Here is a 21,271-nt window from a genome sequence, read left to right as displayed (position 1 = left end):
GAAAGGGATAGACCGAATGACGTCTGGTTCGGGACTTTTGGCCGGGAAAAAGGGCCTCATCATGGGCCTTGCCAATGAACGCTCCATAGCTTGGGGCGTGGCAAAACAGGCACGGGCTGCCGGGGCTGAACTTGCCTTCACCTATGCCGGTGATGCGCTTGAAAAGCGCGTCCGTCCGCTTGCGGCCTCACTCGATTCCGACCTTGTGGTTCCCTGCGATGTGACCGATCTGGCCTCCATCGACGCTGCCTTCGCGGAAATCGGCAAGCGCTGGGGCAAGCTTGATTTCGTGCTCCATGCCATCGCCTTCTCCGATAAGGAGGAACTGAAGGGCCGTTATGTGGACACCTCGCTCGACAATTTCCTGCTGTCGATGAATGTGTCCTGCTATTCCTTCACCGCTGTGGCTCAGCGTGCGGAAAAGCTGATGACCGATGGCGGCAGCCTGCTGACCCTGACCTATGTGGGCGCCGAACGCGTGATGCCCCATTACAATGTCATGGGCGTCGCCAAGGCCGCGCTTGAAGTCAGCGTCAAATATATGGCGAAGGATCTTGGTCGTGACCGCATCCGCGTCAATGCCATCTCGGCCGGTCCGATCAAGACATTGGCCGCTTCGGGCATTGGCGATTTCCGCTATATTCTCAAATGGAACGAATATAACGCGCCGCTGCGTCGCAACGTGTCCATCGATGAAGTTGGCGGCTCGGCCGTTTACTTCTTCAGCGACCTGTCGAGCGGCGTCACCGGCGAAATCCATCATGTGGACTCAGGCTATAACGTCATCGGCATGAAGCTTGAAGACGCCCCTGATATCAACGTTGCTCCCTCGGAAGGCTAATGTCGCACAATACCTACGGCCATCTGTTCCGTGTCACCACCTGGGGCGAAAGCCACGGGCCGGCGCTTGGCTGCGTGGTCGACGGCATGCCGCCGGGTCTGGCCATCAGCGAGCCCGAGATCCAGACCTGGCTTGACCGCCGCAAACCCGGCCAGTCCCGCTTCACCACCCAAAGGCGCGAGCCGGACGCGGTGAAAATCCTGTCCGGGGTTTTTGACGGGCGCACCACCGGCACGCCGGTGAGCCTGATGATCGAAAACACCGATCAGCGGTCCAAGGACTATGGCGAGATTGTCGATAAATTCCGCCCGGGACATGCCGACTATACCTATATCGCCAAATACGGCCTGCGCGATCATCGCGGCGGCGGGCGCTCCTCGGCGCGGGAAACCGCAGCCCGGGTGGCTGCCGGGGCGCTTGCCCGCAAGGTTCTGAGCGGCGTGACCATTCGTGGCGCGCTGGTGCAGGTCGGGCCCCATGCTATCGACCGCAGCCGCTGGAACTGGGACGTCACCGAACAGAATCCCTTCTGGTGTCCCGATGCCGAAATGGCCGCCAAATGGGAAGACTATCTCGACAGCATCCGCAAGGATGGCGATTCCGTGGGCGCGATCATTGAAGTCGTCGCCTCGGGCGTGCCCGCCGGCTGGGGCGCGCCGATTTACGGCAAGCTCGACGCTGATCTCGCCGCCGCCATGATGAGCATCAATGCTGTCAAAGCGGTCGAAATCGGCGACGGCTTTGCAAGCGCCGCCGCGCGCGGCACGGAAAATGCCGATGAAATCCGCATGGGCATAGACGGCAAGCCCGTATTCCTCGCCAATCATGCGGGCGGCGTGCTGGGTGGCATTTCGTCAGGGCAGGATCTGATCGTCCGTTTCGCCGTCAAGCCGACCTCCTCCATCCTAACGCCTGTGCGCAGCATCGATGCTCAGGGCAATGAAGTCGACGTCGTGACCAAGGGCCGCCATGACCCCTGCGTCGGCATTCGTGCCGTGCCCGTGGGTGAAGCCATGATGGCCGCCGTGTTGGCTGATCATCTGCTGCGTCATCGTGCGCAAACTGGTCGCTGATTCGTTAACAATCCCCCCAGTTTAGCCCTCATCATAGTTCTATTCCCATCCTGAACCTCAGGCTGGGAGCCGCTCTGCGCTGTTTTTCCAAATCTTAACCAATTACTAACGTCACCCCTCCAGAATTAACGCCTCGATTCGTCTGTGAGTGAAAGATGCGGCGTGAACTTGCGATCCTGTTGATGCTTTGTGGCACCGTGGGCAGCCCTGCCCGCGCTGACCCCGCACGCTTGATCGATATCCCAGCCTTGCAAGACCAGGTTCTGAAAAATCTCGAAGCCATTGCGGCAAGCCCGGAAGTCGCCGCCGCCATCCATGCCCAGAACGAGCGTTATCAAGCCATGACTGTCGGTGAGATCGATGCCTTGCGGGCGATCTGGCATGGGGAGCGGCTGATCAAGGACCGGCCGCTGATCACCGCTGTGATGACCGGAGCCCCGGCTGAGACGTTAAAAAAGCAGCAGATAAAAGCCGGGCCGCTTTATGTGACCGATATGCGCGGACTGGTCGTTGCCGCCTCTGACTTGCCGCAGGATTATCAGCTCAGCTCCGAGGCGCTGTGGGAGCAGGCTTTTTTGATCGGTCCCCACCGCCTGATCCTCACGCCGTCAGCGCGCGGCGACAACGCCCCCATGTGGGTCAGCGTCGCCGTCACCGCCCCGCAAAGCCAGACTGTCATCGGCGTCGTCTCGACCCTGATGACAGTGCCGCGCCTGCCCTCAGCGGAGGACGAAGGAAGCGACGAGCTCGAGATGCGGAGACCACAGGAACTGGTCTACGGGACGGATCCAGTCAATCTCATAGCCGACATCAACAAGCACACGCGCATCCCGAGCAAAGCTGCCAGGGTTGCAGGAAACTAACGCAAGGCGCGGCACACGGGCCTGCGCCAGCATCTCCGTCTGAGCCTGCGCTCCGGCCCGTGGCGGGTCCATCACCACCGCATCCACGCCTTTGAATTCATTAACCCGCAGCGGATTGCGGAAGAGATCCCGTGTCTCGGCCGTGACTTTCACGAGCTTGCGCGCGCCTGCGGCCCGGGTGAAGGCTGCGACCATCTGCGCGTCGCCCTCGACCGCATGCACAGCCGCCGTAGCCGCAAGCGGAAAGCTGAAGGTGCCGAGACCGGCAAAAAGATCGACGACCTTCGTAGCGCCAGCCAGTGCCTCGGCAATCGAGGCCTGGAGAGCGGCTTCCCCGTCCTTGGTTGCTTGCAGAAACGCGTTTGAGGGCAATGGCACCGGCACATCGCCGAAGGTCACCATAGGCACACGGCGTTCAAGCACCGTTTCTCCATCCACCGTGAGGCGGGCGAGATCCGCGGATTCGGCAAAATCAGCAAAGCGCATGCGGTCCTGCATGGTTTTCAGAATCACGCCGGATAGCGCCACATCAAGCCCGCGATCGCTCAGCGTCACCGTGATTTCGGCTTTGGCCTTCATGGCGCTGCGCAGGAACGCCCGCAATGGCCCGAGAAAGGCCACGATTTCCGGCCGCAGCACCGGACAGCTTGTCACATCCACCAGACGATGCGACTGCCGTTCGGAAAAGCCGAGGATCACCTTGTCTTTGAGGCGTTCGGCCTTCAACCCGGCGCGGCGACGGCTGCCCGGGGCGCTGATGATCGCCTCGGCCACCGGCAGATCGCTGAAGCCGCGATGGGCCAGGGTGTCGATGAGGATCTGGCGTTTCCAGACGGCATAGCTCGCCGCTGACATATGCTGGAGCGAACAGCCCCCGCAGACGCCGAAATGCGGACAGGGCGGCTCCACGCGCTCGGGGCTTGGGCTGAGGACGCGTTCAAGGACCGCGCGGTCGCCGCGCATCTGCGCCTCGACCCGCTCCCCCGGCAGGGTGAAGGGCAGGAACACCGGGCCCGCTTCCGTTTCCGCAATGCCATCGCCTTGCGCGCCGAGACGCTCGATTAGAAATTCAGTCATGTTTTGCTACAATCAAAAATTCAATATTGCCTTCGGGGCCCGTTATTGGGCTTTCCGTAATGCCAAGTACGCTCCAGCCGGGCAAAGACCCGAGCCAGTCGCGGATGCGCGCGCAAACCTCCTCATGCAGAGCAGGGTCGCGAACCACGCCGCCCTTGCCGACCCGGCCCTTGCCGACTTCGAACTGCGGCTTGATCAGGGCGACGAGATGCGCCCCCGGTGCAACCAGCGACAAGGGCGCGGGCAGCACGGTTTCAAGACCAATGAAGCTTGCGTCGCAGACCACGTAATTGACCGGCTCCGGCACAAGTGCGGATGTAAGATTGCGCGCGTTGGTACGTTCTAGCACGATAACCCGCGAATCTTCGCGCAGTTTCCAGGCGAGCTGACCATGGCCCACATCGACGGCATAGACCCGGCGCGCGCCATGGCTGAGCGCCACATCGGTAAAGCCGCCGGTCGAAGCCCCCACATCCAGGACCACGGCGTCGTGGAAATCGAGTGTGAACTCACGAATGGCATGATCGAGCTTGAGCCCGCCCCGGCTGACCCAGGGGTGATCCTTGCCCTTGAGGATCAGCGCCGCGTCGGCGGCCAGCATGTCACCTGCCTTGGCCACCTTGCGGTCGCCCACATAGGCGAGACCGGCAAGGATCAGGGCCTGGGCCCGGCTGCGGCTTTCCGCAAGCCCGCGATCCACCAGCAATTGATCGGCACGAATTTTGACCAAAGGTTATGGATCCGATCAGGCTGTCTGGGCTGGTTTGACGTCATTGTGACGGAGGGTCGTCAGCGTTTCGCCAACAATCTGCGCCGCGTTGAGACCGGCCAGATCATACATTTTCTGCGGGCTGTCCTGATCGATAAAGAGATCCGGCAGCATCATGGGACGGTATTTGAGCCCGCCATCTAGTATGCCTTCCCGGGCAAGGAAGGTCATGACCTGCGCCGCGAAGCCGCCAATGGCGTTTTCTTCGATGGTGATCAGAAGCTCGTGATTATGGGCGAGACGGCGGATCAGGTCCTCGTCGATGGGCTTGGCGAAACGGGCGTCGGCCACGGTGACCGAGACCCCACGTTCGCCGAGCTCGTCAGCGGCCTTCAGGCATTCCTGCAGGCGGGTGCCGAGGCTGAGGATCGCAACCCGGGTGCCCTCGCGCATGATGCGGCCCTTGCCGATCTCAAGCGGCTGGCCGTGTACTGGCATCTCAACGCCGATGCCTTCCCCGCGCGGGTAGCGGACGGCGGACGGGCGGTCGTTGATCGCCGCACAGGTGGCGACCATATGCACAAGCTCGGCCTCGTCGGCCGCCGCCATGACGACGAAATTCGGCAGGCTTGCCAGATAGGTCACATCGAACGACCCGGCATGGGTCGGACCGTCAGCGCCCACGAGACCGGCGCGGTCGATGGCAAAGCGCACCGGCAGGCACTGGATCGCCACGTCATGCACCACCTGATCATAGGCGCGCTGAAGGAAGGTCGAATAAATGGCGGCGAAGGGCTTGTAGCCTTCGGTGGCAAGACCGGCGGCGAAGGTCACCGCATGCTGTTCAGCGATGCCTACATCGAACGTCCGCGACGGGAACTCCGCCGCGAATTTATCAAGCCCGGTGCCCGACGGCATGGCCGCCGTGATGGCAACGATCTTGTCATCGCGTCTGGCTTCGTCGATCAGGGCGTCGGCGAAGACCTTGGTATAGCTTGGGGTGGCGGCGGTCGATTTGGCCTGGGCCCCGGTCACCACATTGAACTTGCTGACGCCATGATATTTATCGGCGGCGGCTTCGGCCGGGGCATAGCCCTTGCCCTTCTTCGTCACCACATGGACAAGAATTGGGCCGCGCTCGGCATCGCGGACATTTTCCAGCACCGGCAGCAGATGATCCATATTATGGCCGTCGATGGGGCCGACATAATAGAACCCGAGTTCTTCAAATAGCGTGCCGCCGGTGGCCATCCCACGAGCGAATTCTTCGGCCTTTTTCGCGGTGCGGCCGACACCCTTCGGCAGGCGCGACATCAGTTGCTTGGCCACACCACGGAAGCCGAAGAACGAACGCGACGACAGCAGCCGGGCCAGATAGGCGCTCATGGCCCCGACCGGCGGGGCGATGGACATGTCATTGTCATTGAGGATGACGATCAGCCGCGATTTCAGATGACCGGCATTGTTCATGGCTTCATAGGCCATGCCCGCGCTCATGGCGCCGTCGCCGATAACCGCAACGACCTTTTCATCGCCGCCGCGCAGATCCCGCGCCACCGCCATGCCGAGACCGGCCGAAATGGAGGTCGAGCTATGCGCCGCGCCGAACGGGTCATATTCGCTCTCGCCCCGCTTGGTGAAGCCTGAAAGCCCCTCAGCCTGCCGGATCGTGCGCATGCGGTCACGGCGGCCGGTGAGAATTTTATGCGGATAGGCCTGATGGCCCACATCCCAGATGATTTTATCTTTCGGCGTGTCAAACACGTAATGGAGCGCCACCGTCAGCTCAACGACACCAAGACCAGCCCCGAGATGACCGCCGGTCACCGAGACAGCATTGATCATGTCAGCCCGCACCTCATCCGCAACCTTTTGCAATTGCTCAGGCTTCAGCTTGCGGAGATCACACGGCAGATGAATGCCGTCCAACAGCGGGGTGTCTGATCCGATCGTCAAATTCTGTCCTCGCATAAGGCGCTTCCGGCTAGGACCGGGGCGCTCAGTCTCATGTGCTGCGGTTTATAACAAAACGCGCGATATTACGCAAAAGCGTCGCTTGCTCACCAAATGTTTCAAGATGTTCGATCGCCTGGGCGATCAGCATCTCGGCCTGCAACCGCGCCCGCTCTACCCCTAACGCTCCGACCAAGGTCGCTTTCCCGGCCTCGGCATCCTTGCCGATAGCCTTTCCCATGCTGGCCTCATCGCCTTCGATGTCAAGGAGATCGTCAGCAATCTGAAACGCCAGACCGAGATTTTGAGCATAGCCTTTGAGGGCCAGACGTTTGTCCTGCGCCGCGCGGCCGAGAATCGCTCCGGCCTCGGCGGAATAGGACAGGAGCGCCCCGGTTTTCATATGCTGCAGCCGAGTAATGCCCTGCACATCAAGATTGAGGCCAGAGGCCTGCAGATCGATCATCTGACCACCGACCATGCCGTTTGACCCGACAGCCATGGCCAGACCGCTCACCAGATCCAACCGCACCCGCGGGTCCGCATGGGTCTCCTCGCCGCTCAGAACCTCGAAGCCGAAGGTCAGCAGAGCATCGCCAGCCAGAACCGCCGTCGCTTCGTCATATTTCCGGTGCACCGTCGGCTGACCGCGCCGCAGATCGTCATCATCCATGCAGGGCAGATCGTCATGGATCAGCGAGTAGCTGTGCACCATTTCAATGGCCGCCGCGACCCGCAGCGAGCAGGTGCGTGCGACGCCGAAAAGATCGGCGCTCGCCACCACCAGAAAGGGCCGGATGCGCTTGCCGCCACCAAGCGTCCCATAACGCATGGCCTCAATGACCCGTCCTTCCGGACCCTGGACAGGTGGCAGCAGGCGGTCGATTTTCTTTTCAACCTCGCGCGCGACCTCAGCCAGTGCGCTTTGCACCGGATAGAGATCCGTGACGCTGGTCATTGCCCCACGTCCAGCGGCTCGGCTCCAAGCTCGCCCGTGCTGCTCACGGTGATCTTGCGGATGCGCGCCTCGGCGTCTTTCAGCTTGGCGTCGCAATGCTGCCGGAGATAGGTGCCACGAGTGTAGATCTCGATTGATTCCTCAAGCGGCACCTGACCTTTTTCCAGCTTCTGAACGATGCCCTCAAGCGCCGCCAGAGCTTCTTCAAAGCTCATGTTCCGGATGTCGTCGGGCAGCTCCATGGTGCCTCCCTGAATCATTGCCGCGTCTCCATTCGCTATCCCGCCAATCCGAGTCTACCCCCCTTCACAGGAAGGTGCCAGAGGTGGCCCGGCATAACCCAGAGCCGCCAGTCCGGTCAAGTGAGGAGGTTTTAGGTCTTGGCCGCCAGTTTGGCTTTTTCCTCGGCGATCAGTTCCTTTTTGGACAATTTGCCAACCATGGTCTTCGGCAGGCTGTCGCGGAACTCGACCTCGCGCGGGATTTCATGCTTGCCGAGCCGCTCGCGCAGGAAGATCAACAGGGCTTCAGCCGTCAGCCCCTCATTGCCGGGCTTCAGGGTCACGAAGGCCTTCGGAGCTTCACCACGGTAGGTATCGGGCACGCCGATGACGATGGCTTCGGCCACCGCCGGATGCTCATAGAGCACTTCCTCGATATGGCGCGGGAAGACATTGTAACCGCTGACCAGAATAAGATCCTTTTCGCGGTCGATGATGAAGGTATAGCCCTCGGCGTCCATATAGCCGAGATCGCCGGTGAGCAAACGGCCGTTCACGACCGTCTCGGCCGTCGCCTCGGGCCGGTTCCAGTAGCCGAGCATGACCTGCGGCCCCGAGATGGCGATTTCGCCGATTTCCCCGAGGGGCATCTCCTTCATCGGGTTCTCGCGGTCGACGATGAGGATATCGGTGCCCGGAACCGGCTGACCGATGGAGCCCGGCTTGTTCGAGCCGATGACGGGGTTGGCAGCGGCCACCGGGGAGGATTCGGTCAGGCCATAGCCCTCGAACAGTTTGCAGCCCGAGGTTTCCTCGAAGGTTTTTTTGAGTTCGACCGGCAAGGGCGCGCCGCCCGAGATGCAAAGCCGCAAGGATTTGAGCGCACCCTGAGCCGCGAGCGGATGATTGAGAAAGGCGCGATACATGGTCGGCACCCCGGCCATCAGGCTTGGCCGTTCCTTGGCAATGAGCTTCATCACCGCCTCAAGCTCAAAGCGCGGCAGCATCAGAAGCTCCCCGCCCACCGCGATGCCCATATTGAGCACGCCGGTCATGGCGAACACATGGAAAAACGGCAACACGGCGAGAATCCGTTCCTCGCCCAGACGCACGCCGGAAAACCAGAGTTTGCTTTGAAGCGCATTCACATAGAGATTGGCGTGGGACAGCATGGCCCCCTTGGGCGTGCCGGTGGTGCCGCCGGTATATTGCAGCACCGCCACCTGCTGCCGCGGGTCAAAGCTGAGCGGCTTGTAGGTGCTCCCGGCCTCAAAAAGCCTGTGGAAATGTTCGTGACGGCTGTCCCATTCGGTTTTCGCCACCTCGGAGCGCTTAAAGATCGGGAACAGCCAGTTCTTCGGCCAGGGCAGGACCTCGGGAAAGGTGCCGACGATGATCCGCTTGAGGCTGCTTTGTTTCAGGACGCTCAGCATCTTCGGATAGAGCGCCTCAAGATCGAGCGTTACCATCATCTCGACGCCCGAATCCGCCACCTGATCCAGCAATTCGCGCTCGGAATAGAGTGGGCTGAAATTCACCACCGTACCGCCAGCCTTCAGAATTGCGTAATAGGCGATCACATAATGAGGCACGTTCGGCAGGAACAGCCCGACCTTGCTGCCAGCCCCCACCCCGAGGTTCTGGAACCCGGCGGCCGCCTTGTCGGTCAGGCTCTTAAGCTCGGCATAGCTGTAGCGCCGGCCATAGAAATCGAGCGCCGTATTTTGCGGGTAAAGCTCCGCCGCGTCATCGAGCAACGCATAAAGCGGCTTGGGCGCAATATCGAAATTCCAATCGATACCCTCTGGATAATGAGTCAACCAGGGACGCTCTACCATCGAATTCTCCTCGGAACTGCTAGCCTCACGTGCGGCGGAACCTGCGGACGCCGTCCTGCCCATCCTCCGCTATTACCAGACCCCGGTCCAACAAAAGGTGGAAATGCGCGATTGTTTCTCCAAGCGCCATCAGCCGGGTGAAGCCCTTGAGATCGCGCAGGAACATGACCGGCAAGGCATCCACCGCCGACATCGGCTCCCCGCAGGCCTCCGCCAGTTCCACAAGCTTGGTCTCATGTTCAAGCGTCAGGGCATCCAGACGGTCATGCAGCCCCGTGAACAGATAGCCGTGGGCCGGAAGCACATGGGTGTCGGCCGGAAGCCCGCGCAACTTGGTGAGAGAGTCCAGCCAGTCTTTCAGGGGATTGGCCTCAGGCTCGGTGGAATAGACGCTGACGTTCGAGGAAATGCGCGGCAACACCTGATCGCCCGCGATCAAAAGCCCGAGATCCGGGCAATGGAGACAGGCATGTTCCGGCGAATGACCGCGCCCGACCACAATCCGCCACTCCCGACCGCCGATGTCCAGACTGTCGCCATCGCGCAGCCGGTGATAGCCGCCCGGTGGGCGATAGACACTGTCGGCGAAATGACCGTAGCCGAGCGTCTTCAGATTGGCGATCTCGTCGGGCGTGAGTCCGGCGCGATGGAAAAACAACTCCATCGCCCACGGCAGCTCATCCCAGCGGCCGAGGGACAGCACGCTGCCCATGAGGAATTCGCTTTGCGTCATATAGACCGGCACATGCCAGCGGGCGCTGAACCAGCCCGCGAGCCCGAAGTGATCGGGGTGCAGATGGGTGACGATCAGCCGCTTGATCGGCTTGCCAGCCATCGGCCCGGTTATCAGGCTTTCCCAATGCCCCTGTGTTTGCGAGCTGTTCATGCCGCTATCCACAAGGGTCCAGCCGTCCGCTTCCTCAAGCGCCCAAAGATTGATGTGATCGAGCGCCAAAGGCAGCGGCATGCGGATCCAGTAAACCCCGTCAGCTACGGCAAGCATGTCGCCAGGCGCTGGCGGGGTTCGGAAAGTATAGGTCAGGTCTACCAATGTCTTACACCGCCAACTGGTCAGGGCTGAGGGCAAAGAGCAGCCCATCGCCACGGGTGATCGGCCCCATCAGGGCGCTTGCCGGCGGGAGAAGCTGTTCGGCGAAAAAGCGCGCCAGAACGACCCGGGATTGCAGGAACTCGCGGTCCGCGTCCGGTGTCTTAAGCTCGGCGAACGCGGCTTTCGCCCCGACAGCCAGCAGATAGCCACCCACCGTCATGGAGAACAGCCGGAGATAAGGCGTGGCCCCGGCGGCCACCGCCCGCATGTTCTGAGCGCGTTCAGCCATGATCCAGGCCGTCGCCTGACGGAGCGCGACCAAAGCATCGCCAAGATCGGTGCGGATCGCGCCGAGATCACCGTCCGTCGGCAAGCTGTTAAGGAAGCCTTCAATGCGCCGGAACAGGGCCTGCCAATGTTCGCCACCATCCTGCGCGAGCTTGCGGCCGACGAGATCCAGCGCCTGAATGCCGTTGGTGCCTTCGTAAATCGGAGTGATGCGGGCATCGCGCAGGGTCTGGGCGACGCCGGTTTCCTCGATGAAGCCCATGCCGCCATGAACCTGCACGGCAAGCGAGGCATTCTCGACGCCGATGTCGGTGCCATAGCCCTTGGACAAGGGCGTCAGCAGATCGGCCAGGCCCTGATTCCACCAACGATCTTCCTTGTCGGTAGCGTTATGGGCGAGATCCATGGCGTTCGCATTGAGGAAGGCGATGGCTCGGGCGGCCTCGGTCGAGGCTTTCATGGTCAGCAACATGCGGCGCACGTCAGCATGTTCGAAAATCGGCGCGCGGTCGGCTGGTTCTGTGCCCATGGGAACGCCCTGCACGCGGTCCCGGGCATAGGCATAGGCCTGCTGATAGGCGAGTTCGGCGCAGCCGATGCCCTGAAGACCGACATTGAGCCGGGCATGGTTCATCATAGTGAACATGCAGCTCATGCCCTTGTTTTCTTCGCCGATCAGATAGCCGACGCATCCGCCATTGTCACCAAAGGCCATGACGCAGGTCGGGCTCGCATGGATGCCGAGCTTATGTTCAAGCGACACGACGCGCAGATCGTTACGCGCCCCGAGCGACCCATCGTCATTGATCATGAATTTCGGCACGAGGAAAAGCGAAATGCCCTTGGTGCCCTGAGGCGCGTCAGGCAGGCGGGCGAGCACCAGATGGAGGACGTTTTCAGCAACGTCATGATCGCCCCAGGTGATGAAGATCTTCTGGCCCTGAATAAGATAGCTGCCATCCGCCTGCCGGTCCGCCTTGGTGCGCAGCGCGCCCACGTCGGAGCCTGCCTGCGGTTCGGTCAGGTTCATGGTGCCGGTCCATTTCCCGCTGACGAGATTGGGCAGATAGCGATCCTGCAAATCAGGCACGGCATGAGCCAACAACGCCTCGACCGCGCCCTGCCCGAGCATGGGGCAAAGACCGAAGGCCATATTGGCCGAGGTGATCATTTCCATGAAGGCGCAGGAGAGGATGAAGGGCATGCCCTGCCCGCCATATTCCGGATCGGCCGAAAGCGCGTTCCAGCCGCCGTCTACATATTGCGCATAGGCTTCCTTGAAGCCCGCGGGTGTCTCGACCGTGCCGTTGACGAGTTTCGAGCCCTGAAGGTCGCCGGTCCGGCGCAGGGGGGCGAGCACTTCGGCGGTGAACTTCCCGGCCTCCCCGAGAATAGCCGCCACGAGATCCGGCGTCGCCTCGCTGTAGCGATCAAGCGCCGTCAGATCGGACATGCCAACCACATGGTCCAGAAGAAATTGCATTTCACGTAAAGGGGCGGAGTAGGTCATTATTCGTTATCCTTCTCATTATTCCCGATCAAGAGTATGGATAGCGACAGAGTCCAAAGCGGATCAAGCTGTTTTCAGACCAACAAAGGCAGAGCGACTATGGAGCCCAGCATAAAGCCAGCATGCCCCGACGTCATCCGGGAGGCGGCCGATGCGCTGAAAAAAGGCCAACTGGTTATTCTGCCGACAGAAACCGTCTATGGACTTGGGGCTGACGCACGAAATTCCGATGCTGTGGCGCGAATCTATGCCGCCAAGACTCGCCCGTCCTTCAATCCGCTGATCATTCATGTGGCGAGCGCCGAGGTGGCCGCCCGCTATGCCGTGCTGGATGAGACGGCCCGCACACTCGCCGCCGCGTTCTGGCCCGGGCCGTTCACGCTGGTATTGCCCTTGCGGCCGGACTCCGGCATTGCTCCGGCGGTATCGGCCGGGCTTACCACCGTGGCCGTGCGAGTACCCGCCCATCCGCTGGCCCATGCGCTGCTTGAAGCCTTTGACGGACCCGTGGCCGCGCCGAGCGCCAATCGGTCCGGCCGCATCAGCCCAACCACCGCCGCCCATGCCGCAAGCGAGCTTGGGCCGCAGGTGGCGCTGATTGTCGATGGCGGGCCCTGTGAGGAAGGGCTTGAATCCACCATCGTCGCCATTTCGGACGGGTTTCTGGATCTGTTGCGGCCGGGTAGCGTCACGCCCGAAGAACTTGAACTGGTGAGCGGCCTGCCCGTACGTGGCACCGGGCCTGAGGCGGCGGATCGCCCGACCGCTCCCGGCCAGCTCGCAAGCCATTATGCACCGCGTGCCGCCGTGAGGCTTGAAGTGCTTGTGCCCAAGGACGGCGAAGTTTTGCTTGGGTTCGGACCTGAGGCACCGGCCGCCGCGCTCAATCTCAGCCCAAGCGGCGATCTGCGTGAGGCCGCCGCCAATCTGTTCGCCATGCTGCGGACGCTGGATGACGGGCGGGCGCAGGTGATTGCGGTCATGCCAATCCCAGAACGCGGCATCGGCATCGCCATCAACGACCGGCTGCGCCGCGCTGCCGCACCGCGAGGGTAACGGCCATGACTGTTCTCGATCAGATGAAAGCCGCCGTTGGCCCCAAGGGCTGGACCGAGGACAGCGCGGTCATCGCCCCCCATCTTGTGGAATGGCGCGGGCTTTATAAGGGCCAGACCCCGCTCATGCTATCGCCCGCAACCACCGACGAGGTCTCCGCCATCCTGCGCCTTGCGAGTGAAAGCGGTACGCGGATCGCCGTGCAGGGCGGCAATACCGGGCTCACCTGTGCGGGCGTGCCGGATCAGGACGGTCAGGAAGTGCTGCTGTCGCTTGGCCGCATGAACCGCATCCGTAGTGTTGACGCCCGTGATTTTACCCTGACGGCGGAGGCCGGTGTGGCGGTCGCCACGCTCCATCAGGCGGCGGCGGAGCTTGACCGCATGTTTCCCCTCAGCCTCGCCTCCGAAGGCAGCTGCATGCTGGGCGGGGTGATTTCCACCAATGCCGGTGGGGTCAATGTGCTCCGCTACGGTTCCATGCGCGAATTGGTGCTTGGGCTTGAGGTGGTGTTGCCGACGGGGGAAATCTGGAACGGTCTGCGCGCGCTCAGGAAGGACAACACGGGCTATGATCTCAAACAGTATTTTATCGGTGCCGAAGGCACGCTTGGCGTTGTTACGGCGGCAGTGGTGAAATTATTTCCGCCGCTCCGGACAAAATGCACGGGTTTTGTGGCCCTGCCCTCGGCCGAGGCGGCCATAGAATTGTTCGGTCGTGCCCGCGACCTGACCGGTGACCGGCTGACCGCCTTTGAACTGGTGCCGCGCTTCGCCCTTGAGTTCGTGCTGAAGCATATTCCGACAACCCGGGATCCGCTCACCGCCCCAGCCCCCTGGTATGTGCTGATGGAAGCGGCCGAACCGCTTGAACCGCTGATTGCAGCGGCGCTTGAGGACGGGCATGCGACCGATGCCGTCATCGCCCAAAGCGGCGAGCAGGCGACGGCGCTCTGGCGCTTGCGGGAAAGTATTTCCGAGGCCCAGAAGCTTGAAGGCGGCAGCATCAAGCATGATGTCTCCGTGCCGGTGTCAGAGATGGCGGCCTTTATCGCCCGTGCGTCGGCTGCGGTGCTCGCCGTCTATCCCGATGCGCGGCCGGTGCCGTTCGGGCATGTGGGCGACGGCAATGTGCATTTCAATATTCAGTCGGCGGCGGGCGCGGACAAACCAGCGTTCGAGGCCCATTGGGCGGCCATGAACCGCCTTGTCCATGACATTGTGGTGGATATGGGCGGCTCGATCAGTGCGGAACATGGCATTGGCCGCCTGAAAAGCGTCGAACTGGCTCACTACCGCCCGGCGCTGGATCTTCAGCTGATGCGACGCATCAAGGCTGCGTTCGACCCCGCCAATATTCTCAATCGCGGCCGCATTTTCGAGAGCAACTCATGAAACGTGATTATCCCGACCGGCCCTTCGTCGGCGTCGGCGCCTTTGTCTGGAAAGATGACAAGGTGCTGTTGATCCGGCGCGGCAAAGCCCCGCGCAAGGGCGAATGGAGCATCCCGGGCGGCGCCCAGCATGCGGGCGAAACGGTGGAAGACGCCGCCTGCCGCGAGGTTTTCGAAGAAACCGGCGTGCGTATCCGGCTCGGCAGGCTTCTGGATGTGCTCAATCTGATCGACCGCGACGAAGCGGGCGCGGTGCGCCATCATTACACGCTGATCGATTACATGGCCGAAGCCATTGAAGGCGACGCACGGCCGGGTGATGACGTCACCGAGGTCGCCTGGGTGCATCCCGATGAGCTTGAGCCTTATAAATTATGGGCGGAAACCGAACGCTTGATCATGCTCTCCCGCCAGTACCGGGAGGGTGGCCTATGACACGGATCGGCATCCATGCCCGCGTCATGCTGCGCGGCGTCTTTTGCGGCCTTGTGGCCTATGGATTTATTCATCTTCTGATTATCGCCATTCGCTGGCTGCAATCAGCATTCTAACAAGGACCAACCATGTCACCGCGCACCCGCCGCACGCTCGGCCTTTTGACCCTTACTTTCGGGCTGTTTTTCTATTGCATCCTCGTCATGCTGCTGGCGAGCGTGATTTTGCCGGTCAATGGCGTTGTGGATCTGTTGTTTTATGTCGTCACCGGGATTGTCTGGATTTTTCCGGCCTATTGGGTGTTGAAGAAAACCAACGGATAAGTGGGTGCAAGCGGCCATGGATTGCCGGGTCAAGCCCGGCAATGACAGAGGATAATGGTGCGTCATTGCGAGGCGGAGCCGTGGCAATCCAGACTCTTTGGGCCGCTCCCGGGGGGCTCGCCCGAAGTGGCTGGATCGCCGCGCCGCTTACGCGGCTCGCGACGACATGGGCGGGTGGAAGTTCCGCGGCTCGCGATGACGGGTGATCAGCACATTTCCGGTAGTTTGTGATCCTTGAACTGCTCCCTCAGCACAGTTTTCAGGATTTTTCCGGTGGCCGTGTGCGGGATTTCATCGACGAAGACCACGTCGTCCGGCAGCCACCATTTGGCCACGCGGGTTTCGAGGAAGGCGAGCATGTCCTCCCGGGTCACGGTTTCGCCCGCAAGCGGCACGAGGATCAGCATAGGCCGCTCGGTCCATTTCGGGTGGGGCAGACCGATCACTGCGGCTTCGACGATTTTTGGATGGGCCACTGCGGCGTTTTCAAGGTCGATGGAGCTGATCCATTCGCCGCCCGACTTGATGATGTCCTTGGCGCGGTCGGTGATCTGGACAAAGCCATATTGGTCCATATTGGCCACGTCACCGGTGTCGAACCAGCCATCGGCGGTCAGGATATCGCCGCCCTCGCCTCTGAAATACGCCTTCGCGATCCATGAGCCGCGCACCTGTAGGTGGCCAGACGATTTGCCGTCCCAAGGCAATTCCCGGCCGTCCTCACCGATGATCCTGAGATCCACTCCGGGCACGGCACGGCCCTGTTTGCAGGCGATGACGGTCTGTTCTTCGGCCGACAGCGCGAGCGTCTCACGCGTCGGCGAATTGCAGGTGCCGAGCGGCGACATTTCGGTCATGCCCCAGGCATGGCAGACGTGCACATTGTAACGCTCGCGGAAGGTTTCAATCATGCTGCGCGGTGCGGCCGCGCCACCGATCACCGTCGCATGCATCCGGCCCAAACCCTTGCCGGTGGCGTCGAGATATTGCAGCAACCCGAGCCAGACCGTCGGCACCCCCGCGCTCACGGTGACATTTTCGTCCTCGATCAGTTTCTGGATCGCTTCCCCGGTGAGATTGGGGCCGGGGAACACGAGCTTTGCCCCGATGGCCGGCATCAGATAGGGCACACCCCAGGCGTTCGCGTGGAACATGGGCACAACCGGCAACACCACATCGGTGGATTTCAGATTGAAGACATCCGGCATGGCCATGGCAAAGGTATGAAGCGAGGCCGAGCGGTGACTGCTGAGCACGCCCTTCGGATTGCCGGTGGTGCCGGAGGTGTAGCAGAGCCCGGCCGCCATGCGTTCATCAAACACCGGCCAGACATAGTTGCTGTCGCCGGTCAGGAGGAAATCTTCGTAACAGATGACATTGGGCAAGGACGTTTGCGGCATATGCGCCCGGTCGGTCAGGATCACCACGGCTTCAACCGTCGGCAGCTCCGGCAATAGCTTTTCAAGCAGCGGAATAAAGGTCAGATCAGCAAGGATCATCCGATCCTCCGCATGATTGATGATATAGGACAGTTGATCGTGAAACAGACGCGGGTTGATGGTATGTGTCACCGCGCTCATGCCGGAGATGCCAAACCAGGACTCAAGATGGCGATAGCCATTCCAGGCAAGGGTCCCCACCCGGTCGCCCGGCTGGATGCCATAACGCGTGAGAGCACTGGCCAACAGGCGCGCGCGGCGGTCGCAGTCGGCATAGGTATAGCGGTGAATACCTTCGGCCACGGTGACGGTCATAATTTCGCCGGTCCCGTGATAGCGCGCCCCATGTGCCAGGAAATTCGTGACCATCAATGGGTGATCTTGCATCAAACCAAACATAAAAAGCCCCCAATTTACTTGTTATGGGACTATTGTTTGGCCAAAATCACGATTTTGTCAAAACGTGTATCGTAGATGTGATTTCAGCATGCCTAGAAGCTTATAAACCCTCAAAAAGACCTTGCCTTAATTTCATCAAATGTTAACGCTAAGTTCCACATCGAGTTTTGGTGCATTGAGGAGGTTGTTGGGTATGGTTGACGTCAGTCGCAATATGATTGCCGGTCTGGTTGTTGTCTTCTCACTGCTGTCGGGGCCCGCCCTGGCCCAGTCACAAGCACCTCAGAATACCCCCCAAGACACTGACGCCAATACCTATGACAAGGACTCGATCATTTCGGTGACGTCGGATTTCCTTGGGTCAGGCTCTGAAGCCGTCGCCAAGGTGGTCGAAAAAGTGTTTTCCGACCTCGGCCGCCCCAATGCCTATATCACCGGCTCGGAAATGAGCGCCGCCGCCATTATCGGCTTGCGCTATGGGGACGGCGACATGCATCACAAAATCGAAGGCAACCGCCGCGTGTTCTGGACCGGGCCGTCGCTTGGTATCGATCTTGGCGGCAATGCCTCGCGCTCGGTGACCCTCGTCTATCACCTTTATGACAGCGAAGATCTGTTCCGGCGCTATCCAGCGGTCGAAGGCAGCTTTTATTACATTGGCGGGATCGGCGTTAACTATCAGCAAAAGGGCAATATCATTCTAGCCCCCATCCGCGTCGGGCTCGGCCTTAGAGCAGGCGCGAACCTTGGCTATGTCCATTACACCCGCGAGCGGTCCTGGATCCCGTTCTAAGCTTAAATCAGGTCTCAGGCTAAACGGACCTCAGGCCTGGCGGTAAAATTCAAACCGGCTATCGGTTGAATGTTCGGGGTGGAATTTATAACCGCCGGCTGAGAATTTCTTCAGAAGCATGGGGTCTTCGATCCGGTTGACGATGATATGCCGGGCCATGGCGCCACGCGCGCGTTTGGCCATGAGGCCGATGACCTTGGCCACGTCGTCCTTCACTTCCTTGAACACTGGCGTGATCAGCCGGGCCTGCAATTTCTTGGTCTGCACGACGGAACTATATTCGGTGGAAGCGAGATTGATCACCACCGGGTCCGGATCCGCCTTGATCTGATCATTGAGCAGTGCCGTGACCCGCTCACCCCAGAAATCATAAAGATCTTCCCCGCGCGGGTTGGCCAGTTTGATACCCATCTCCAGCCGATAGGGCTGCATGAGATCCAAAGGCCGCAACAGGCCATAAAGCCCCGACAGAATGCGCAAGTGGTCCTGAGCATAGGCCAAATCCGCATCGCTCAGGGTTTTCGCGTCCAGCCCTTGATAGGTGTCGCCATTGAAGGCAAGCGCCGCATGCTTGGCATTGTCGAGCGTGAACGGTGTGTGAAAGCTTTGAAAGCGCTCGTGATTGAGCGTGGCCAGGGCATCGCTGATCCCCATCAGGCGCTTGAGGTCGGCCGCTTTCAGCTTGCGCGCCAGTTTGGCCAGCCGTTCCACCTCAGGCATGAGCGCCGGGACCGTATGGGCAAGATCCGGACGCACGCCAGAGAAATCAAGTTTTTTGGCGGGCGAAATCAGGATCATCATTGGCGCGGGCTCCCTGCGGTTAAACGGCCCCCACTATACCAACCGTCCCCCAAAAGAAAAGCCGCTGCCCCAGAGGGACAGCGGCAGTCGACCCGCGACGCAGCAGGTTAGAACTTGTAACGGCCTTCAACCCCATAGGTGCGCGGCTGAGCCAGGAAGCCGATATCGTTGCCGCCGCCACTGAACAGCTTGGAGTTATAATCGTTGTAATAGCGCGCATTGGTCAGATTCTTGCCAACGGCAAAAAGCCCCCACTGATCGGTCTGAAGCCCAATGCGGAAATCGATCAGATCGACCGGGTTCGCGATAGCCACATTGTCCGGATGCCAGAATTTCTTGCCGCGATGCTCATAATCCAAACGCATCTGGGCATTGATCACATCCGTGACCGGGAAGGTGAACTGATACCCGAGATTGAGTTTCCATGTGGTATTCTTCGGCGTCTTGTTGCCGATCCACTCGGGATGGTTGGTCCAGTCCTTGATCTTGGTATGCGTGGTGCCGACGCCACCGAACAGCTGCAATCCATCTGCAACCATCGCCTGCGCCTCAAGTTCGAAGCCATAGATATCGACTTTGTTGATATTGTCGAGGGCTTGCCCGCCGGTTGCGAGATCAACACGGAAGAACTGGAAATTATCCACTTTTTCGTAATAGACCGCCCCATTCAGGATAAGACGTCTGTCGAGCCAGCTGGTTTTAAAACCGGCTTCAAAGTTTTGCAGAGTTTCCGCTAGGAATTTCTGCGGCACCACCCCAGCGGCGTTGAAACCGCCCGACCGGAAGCCGGTCGAATAGGTGGCATAAACCAGTCTTTCATCGTCAAACTTATAGGTCAGCGTCACCTTGGGCTCGACCCGATCAAAGGGGGCGCTGGCGTCTAGCACCTGAACACCCAATGAACTGCCAATCGTGTGACGATGATCACGGTCATAGCGCAAAGCACCCTGAACGCTCAAATGGTCGCTGATATCAAAATCAAGCTGGCCGAAGACAGCATAGGCGTTGTTCTTTTCCTCACTAAAGGTGTTGATGAACACCAATGCGGGATTATTGATCTGATCACGCTGATGATCGATATCAAAGAACACGCGGGTGCGCAGGTCCTTGTTGGTGTGAATATAGAATCCGCCGACAATCCAGCGCAGCCGCTGATCGGCTGCCGACACCAAGCGCAATTCCTGGCTGATCATTTCGACGTCAAGATTCTGCCCCTGCCCGACGGGGCCTAAGAAACCAAGAAAGCCGCCAGGATTGTTGATCAGATTGGAAAAATCCAGATCGCCCTGATAGTTTTCCTTCAGCCGCGTATAGCCGGTGATCCCGGTCAGAGTGGCAAAACCGAAATCCCAATCGAACTTGAAGGAAGCATCGCGAATATTACCATAGGTCTGCCCCATGAGATCTTCGCTCGGTGGTTGAATATCGTTGGCCCGGCCGCTGAAGACCGTACTGTCATAAATACCACCACCTTGAAAATCCGAATAAGCAACGCGGAAATCAAGCGTGAGCTTATCACTTGCCAGAACCTTCAACAGACCACGGACGCCATAATCATGATCAAGGTAATCCGAATGCTCATGCAGATAGACGTTTTCGATGCGGCCGCCATCCTGCTTGAAGTAACCGGATACGCGGAACAAAACCTTATCCACGACAATCGGCCCTGACACGCCACCCGACAATTCCCAGGCATCCCCATTGCCATAGGAACCGTTGATAAAGCCTTCGAAGTCATTGGTCGGCTGCTTGGTTACGATATTGATCGCACCGCCCGAAGCATTTCGCCCATAAAGCGCGCCTTGCGGACCTTTCAGAACTTCGATGCGTTCCACATCGAACAGATTCATCTTGAACTGTTTCTGGTTGTTCTGCGGCACGCCGTCGACAACGATGGCGATCGGAGCATCAGCATTGTTGATCTGCGAAATGCCGCGCACCGTGACGAAGGAATTGAGATAGGTGAAACTTTCATCGAACGACATATTGGGCACTAGGGCCACAAAGTCGCGGGTGTTGTTGATGCCTGCATCCTGGATGGCTTTTTCGGTGAAGGCCGAGACCTGAATTGGCACCGACTGCAGATTTTCCGAGCGCTTCTGGGCCGTCACGATGACTTCTTCGAGGCCCTGATATGTCCGTTCTGCTTGTGCGAATGACGAGACCGGAGCAAGCACGGCAAGGGCTGCCGTTCCGCATAGAAAATAGTCTTTGATTTTATAAGACATGGGGTCCCCTCCTAATATTCAT

At 60.1% G+C, this 21,271-nt stretch carries 18 protein-coding genes; 7 read left to right on the top strand and 11 right to left on the bottom strand.

Translation table 11 applies throughout. The features are described 5' to 3' along the window. Window positions 1-16 precede the first annotated feature (16 nt). Window positions 17-841 carry an enoyl-ACP reductase FabI gene (gene fabI, locus NYP16_RS08695; RefSeq protein ID WP_274943740.1) on the top strand — a complete coding sequence of 275 codons (825 nt, stop codon included), beginning with the start codon at window positions 17-19 and terminating at the stop codon, window positions 839-841. Beyond that, complete coding sequence (gene aroC, locus NYP16_RS08690; protein ID WP_274943739.1) at window positions 841-1,914, top strand: chorismate synthase; 1,074 nt, start codon at window positions 841-843, stop codon at window positions 1,912-1,914. The genes fabI and aroC overlap by 1 nt, the downstream gene beginning before the upstream one ends. 719 nt (window positions 1,915-2,633) lie before the next feature. Here the strand turns inward: aroC and NYP16_RS08685 are convergent. From NYP16_RS08685 to NYP16_RS08650, 8 genes are all read right to left on the bottom strand, one after another. After that, a complete protein-coding gene (locus tag NYP16_RS08685; protein WP_274943738.1) occupies window positions 2,634-3,854 on the bottom strand; it encodes a class I SAM-dependent RNA methyltransferase in 1,221 nt (406 codons plus the stop codon). Beyond that, window positions 3,847-4,584 carry a TlyA family RNA methyltransferase gene (locus NYP16_RS08680; protein WP_274943737.1) on the bottom strand — a complete coding sequence of 246 codons (738 nt, stop codon included), beginning with the start codon at window positions 4,582-4,584 and terminating at the stop codon, window positions 3,847-3,849. The genes NYP16_RS08685 and NYP16_RS08680 overlap by 8 nt, the downstream gene beginning before the upstream one ends. A gap of 15 nt (window positions 4,585-4,599) precedes the next feature. Continuing rightward, entirely contained in the window at window positions 4,600-6,513 is a 1,914-nt protein-coding gene (gene dxs, locus NYP16_RS08675) for a 1-deoxy-D-xylulose-5-phosphate synthase (RefSeq protein ID WP_346742511.1), read from the bottom strand. A 55-nt stretch (window positions 6,514-6,568) separates the two neighbouring features. Next, on the bottom strand, window positions 6,569-7,474 hold the full coding sequence (locus NYP16_RS08670; protein WP_274943735.1) for a polyprenyl synthetase family protein: 906 nt from the start codon (window positions 7,472-7,474) through the stop codon (window positions 6,569-6,571). Beyond that, entirely contained in the window at window positions 7,471-7,716 is a 246-nt protein-coding gene (locus tag NYP16_RS08665; protein ID WP_274943734.1) for an exodeoxyribonuclease VII small subunit, read from the bottom strand. The genes NYP16_RS08670 and NYP16_RS08665 overlap by 4 nt, the downstream gene beginning before the upstream one ends. A 131-nt stretch (window positions 7,717-7,847) precedes the next feature. Further along, window positions 7,848-9,533 (bottom strand): long-chain-fatty-acid--CoA ligase, encoded by a 1,686-nt coding sequence (locus NYP16_RS08660; protein ID WP_274943733.1) that lies wholly within the window; start codon window positions 9,531-9,533, stop codon window positions 7,848-7,850. Window positions 9,534-9,558: 25 nt separating this feature from the next. Then, window positions 9,559-10,536, bottom strand: a complete 978-nt coding sequence (locus NYP16_RS08655) for an MBL fold metallo-hydrolase (protein WP_274943732.1) — start codon at window positions 10,534-10,536, stop codon at window positions 9,559-9,561. A gap of 52 nt (window positions 10,537-10,588) precedes the next feature. Further along, on the bottom strand, window positions 10,589-12,382 hold the full coding sequence (locus NYP16_RS08650) for an acyl-CoA dehydrogenase (protein ID WP_274943731.1): 1,794 nt from the start codon (window positions 12,380-12,382) through the stop codon (window positions 10,589-10,591). Window positions 12,383-12,481: 99 nt separating this feature from the next. Here NYP16_RS08650 and NYP16_RS08645 point away from each other — a divergent pair, with 99 nt between their 5' ends. From NYP16_RS08645 to NYP16_RS08630, 4 genes are all read left to right on the top strand, one after another. Next, entirely contained in the window at window positions 12,482-13,438 is a 957-nt protein-coding gene (locus tag NYP16_RS08645; RefSeq protein ID WP_274943730.1) for an L-threonylcarbamoyladenylate synthase, read from the top strand. 5 nt (window positions 13,439-13,443) lie between these two features. Beyond that, on the top strand, window positions 13,444-14,832 hold the full coding sequence (locus NYP16_RS08640; RefSeq protein WP_274943729.1) for an FAD-binding oxidoreductase: 1,389 nt from the start codon (window positions 13,444-13,446) through the stop codon (window positions 14,830-14,832). Continuing rightward, window positions 14,829-15,266, top strand: coding sequence for an NUDIX hydrolase (locus tag NYP16_RS08635; RefSeq protein WP_274943728.1), 438 nt, complete (start codon window positions 14,829-14,831; stop codon window positions 15,264-15,266). The genes NYP16_RS08640 and NYP16_RS08635 overlap by 4 nt, the downstream gene beginning before the upstream one ends. A gap of 128 nt (window positions 15,267-15,394) precedes the next feature. Continuing rightward, a complete protein-coding gene (locus tag NYP16_RS08630) occupies window positions 15,395-15,589 on the top strand; it encodes a DUF2842 domain-containing protein (protein WP_274943727.1) in 195 nt (64 codons plus the stop codon). 206 nt (window positions 15,590-15,795) lie between these two features. On the opposite strand, the gene NYP16_RS08625 is transcribed toward NYP16_RS08630, so the two are convergent. Next, window positions 15,796-17,427: a long-chain-fatty-acid--CoA ligase gene (locus NYP16_RS08625; RefSeq protein ID WP_346742499.1), complete on the bottom strand. Its 1,632-nt coding sequence runs from the start codon at window positions 17,425-17,427 to the stop codon at window positions 15,796-15,798. A gap of 193 nt (window positions 17,428-17,620) precedes the next feature. On the opposite strand from NYP16_RS08625, the gene NYP16_RS08620 reads away from it, so the two are divergent. Beyond that, the gene (locus NYP16_RS08620) at window positions 17,621-18,220 is read left to right on the top strand and encodes a DUF1134 domain-containing protein (RefSeq protein ID WP_274943726.1); all 600 of its coding nucleotides are present in this window, start codon (window positions 17,621-17,623) and stop codon (window positions 18,218-18,220) included. A 30-nt stretch (window positions 18,221-18,250) separates the two neighbouring features. On the opposite strand, the gene yaaA is transcribed toward NYP16_RS08620, so the two are convergent. After that, window positions 18,251-19,021 carry a peroxide stress protein YaaA gene (gene yaaA, locus NYP16_RS08615; RefSeq protein WP_274943725.1) on the bottom strand — a complete coding sequence of 257 codons (771 nt, stop codon included), beginning with the start codon at window positions 19,019-19,021 and terminating at the stop codon, window positions 18,251-18,253. Between the two features lie 107 nt (window positions 19,022-19,128). Continuing rightward, window positions 19,129-21,249, bottom strand: coding sequence for a TonB-dependent receptor (locus tag NYP16_RS08610; RefSeq protein WP_274943724.1), 2,121 nt, complete (start codon window positions 21,247-21,249; stop codon window positions 19,129-19,131). Window positions 21,250-21,271: the final 22 nt, after the last annotated feature.

This window comes from Govania unica (assembly GCF_027920805.1).
In the GTDB taxonomy this organism is placed as follows: domain Bacteria; phylum Pseudomonadota; class Alphaproteobacteria; order Sphingomonadales; family Govanellaceae; genus Govanella; species Govanella unica.
Note: the sequence above shows the minus strand (reverse complement) of the source record. Positions and strands in the feature narration are given on the sequence as shown.

What these genes read in the sequence shown, in the direction of transcription:
- fabI (WP_274943740.1), top strand. Translation starts at nt 17, where the DNA reads ATGACGTCTGGTTCGGGACTTTTGGCCGGGAAAAAGGGCCTCATCATG.
- aroC (WP_274943739.1), top strand. Translation starts at nt 841, where the DNA reads ATGTCGCACAATACCTACGGCCATCTGTTCCGTGTCACCACCTGGGGC.
- NYP16_RS08685 (WP_274943738.1), bottom strand. Translation starts at nt 3,854, where the DNA reads ATGACTGAATTTCTAATCGAGCGTCTCGGCGCGCAAGGCGATGGCATT.
- NYP16_RS08670 (WP_274943735.1), bottom strand. Translation starts at nt 7,474, where the DNA reads ATGACCAGCGTCACGGATCTCTATCCGGTGCAAAGCGCACTGGCTGAG.
- NYP16_RS08665 (WP_274943734.1), bottom strand. Translation starts at nt 7,716, where the DNA reads ATGGAGCTGCCCGACGACATCCGGAACATGAGCTTTGAAGAAGCTCTG.
- NYP16_RS08660 (WP_274943733.1), bottom strand. Translation starts at nt 9,533, where the DNA reads ATGGTAGAGCGTCCCTGGTTGACTCATTATCCAGAGGGTATCGATTGG.
- NYP16_RS08655 (WP_274943732.1), bottom strand. Translation starts at nt 10,536, where the DNA reads ATGCTTGCCGTAGCTGACGGGGTTTACTGGATCCGCATGCCGCTGCCT.
- NYP16_RS08650 (WP_274943731.1), bottom strand. Translation starts at nt 12,382, where the DNA reads ATGACCTACTCCGCCCCTTTACGTGAAATGCAATTTCTTCTGGACCAT.
- NYP16_RS08645 (WP_274943730.1), top strand. Translation starts at nt 12,482, where the DNA reads ATGGAGCCCAGCATAAAGCCAGCATGCCCCGACGTCATCCGGGAGGCG.
- NYP16_RS08640 (WP_274943729.1), top strand. Translation starts at nt 13,444, where the DNA reads ATGACTGTTCTCGATCAGATGAAAGCCGCCGTTGGCCCCAAGGGCTGG.
- NYP16_RS08635 (WP_274943728.1), top strand. Translation starts at nt 14,829, where the DNA reads ATGAAACGTGATTATCCCGACCGGCCCTTCGTCGGCGTCGGCGCCTTT.
- NYP16_RS08630 (WP_274943727.1), top strand. Translation starts at nt 15,395, where the DNA reads ATGTCACCGCGCACCCGCCGCACGCTCGGCCTTTTGACCCTTACTTTC.
- NYP16_RS08625 (WP_346742499.1), bottom strand. Translation starts at nt 17,427, where the DNA reads ATGTTTGGTTTGATGCAAGATCACCCATTGATGGTCACGAATTTCCTG.
- NYP16_RS08620 (WP_274943726.1), top strand. Translation starts at nt 17,621, where the DNA reads ATGGTTGACGTCAGTCGCAATATGATTGCCGGTCTGGTTGTTGTCTTC.
- yaaA (WP_274943725.1), bottom strand. Translation starts at nt 19,021, where the DNA reads ATGATGATCCTGATTTCGCCCGCCAAAAAACTTGATTTCTCTGGCGTG.
- NYP16_RS08610 (WP_274943724.1), bottom strand. Translation starts at nt 21,249, where the DNA reads ATGTCTTATAAAATCAAAGACTATTTTCTATGCGGAACGGCAGCCCTT.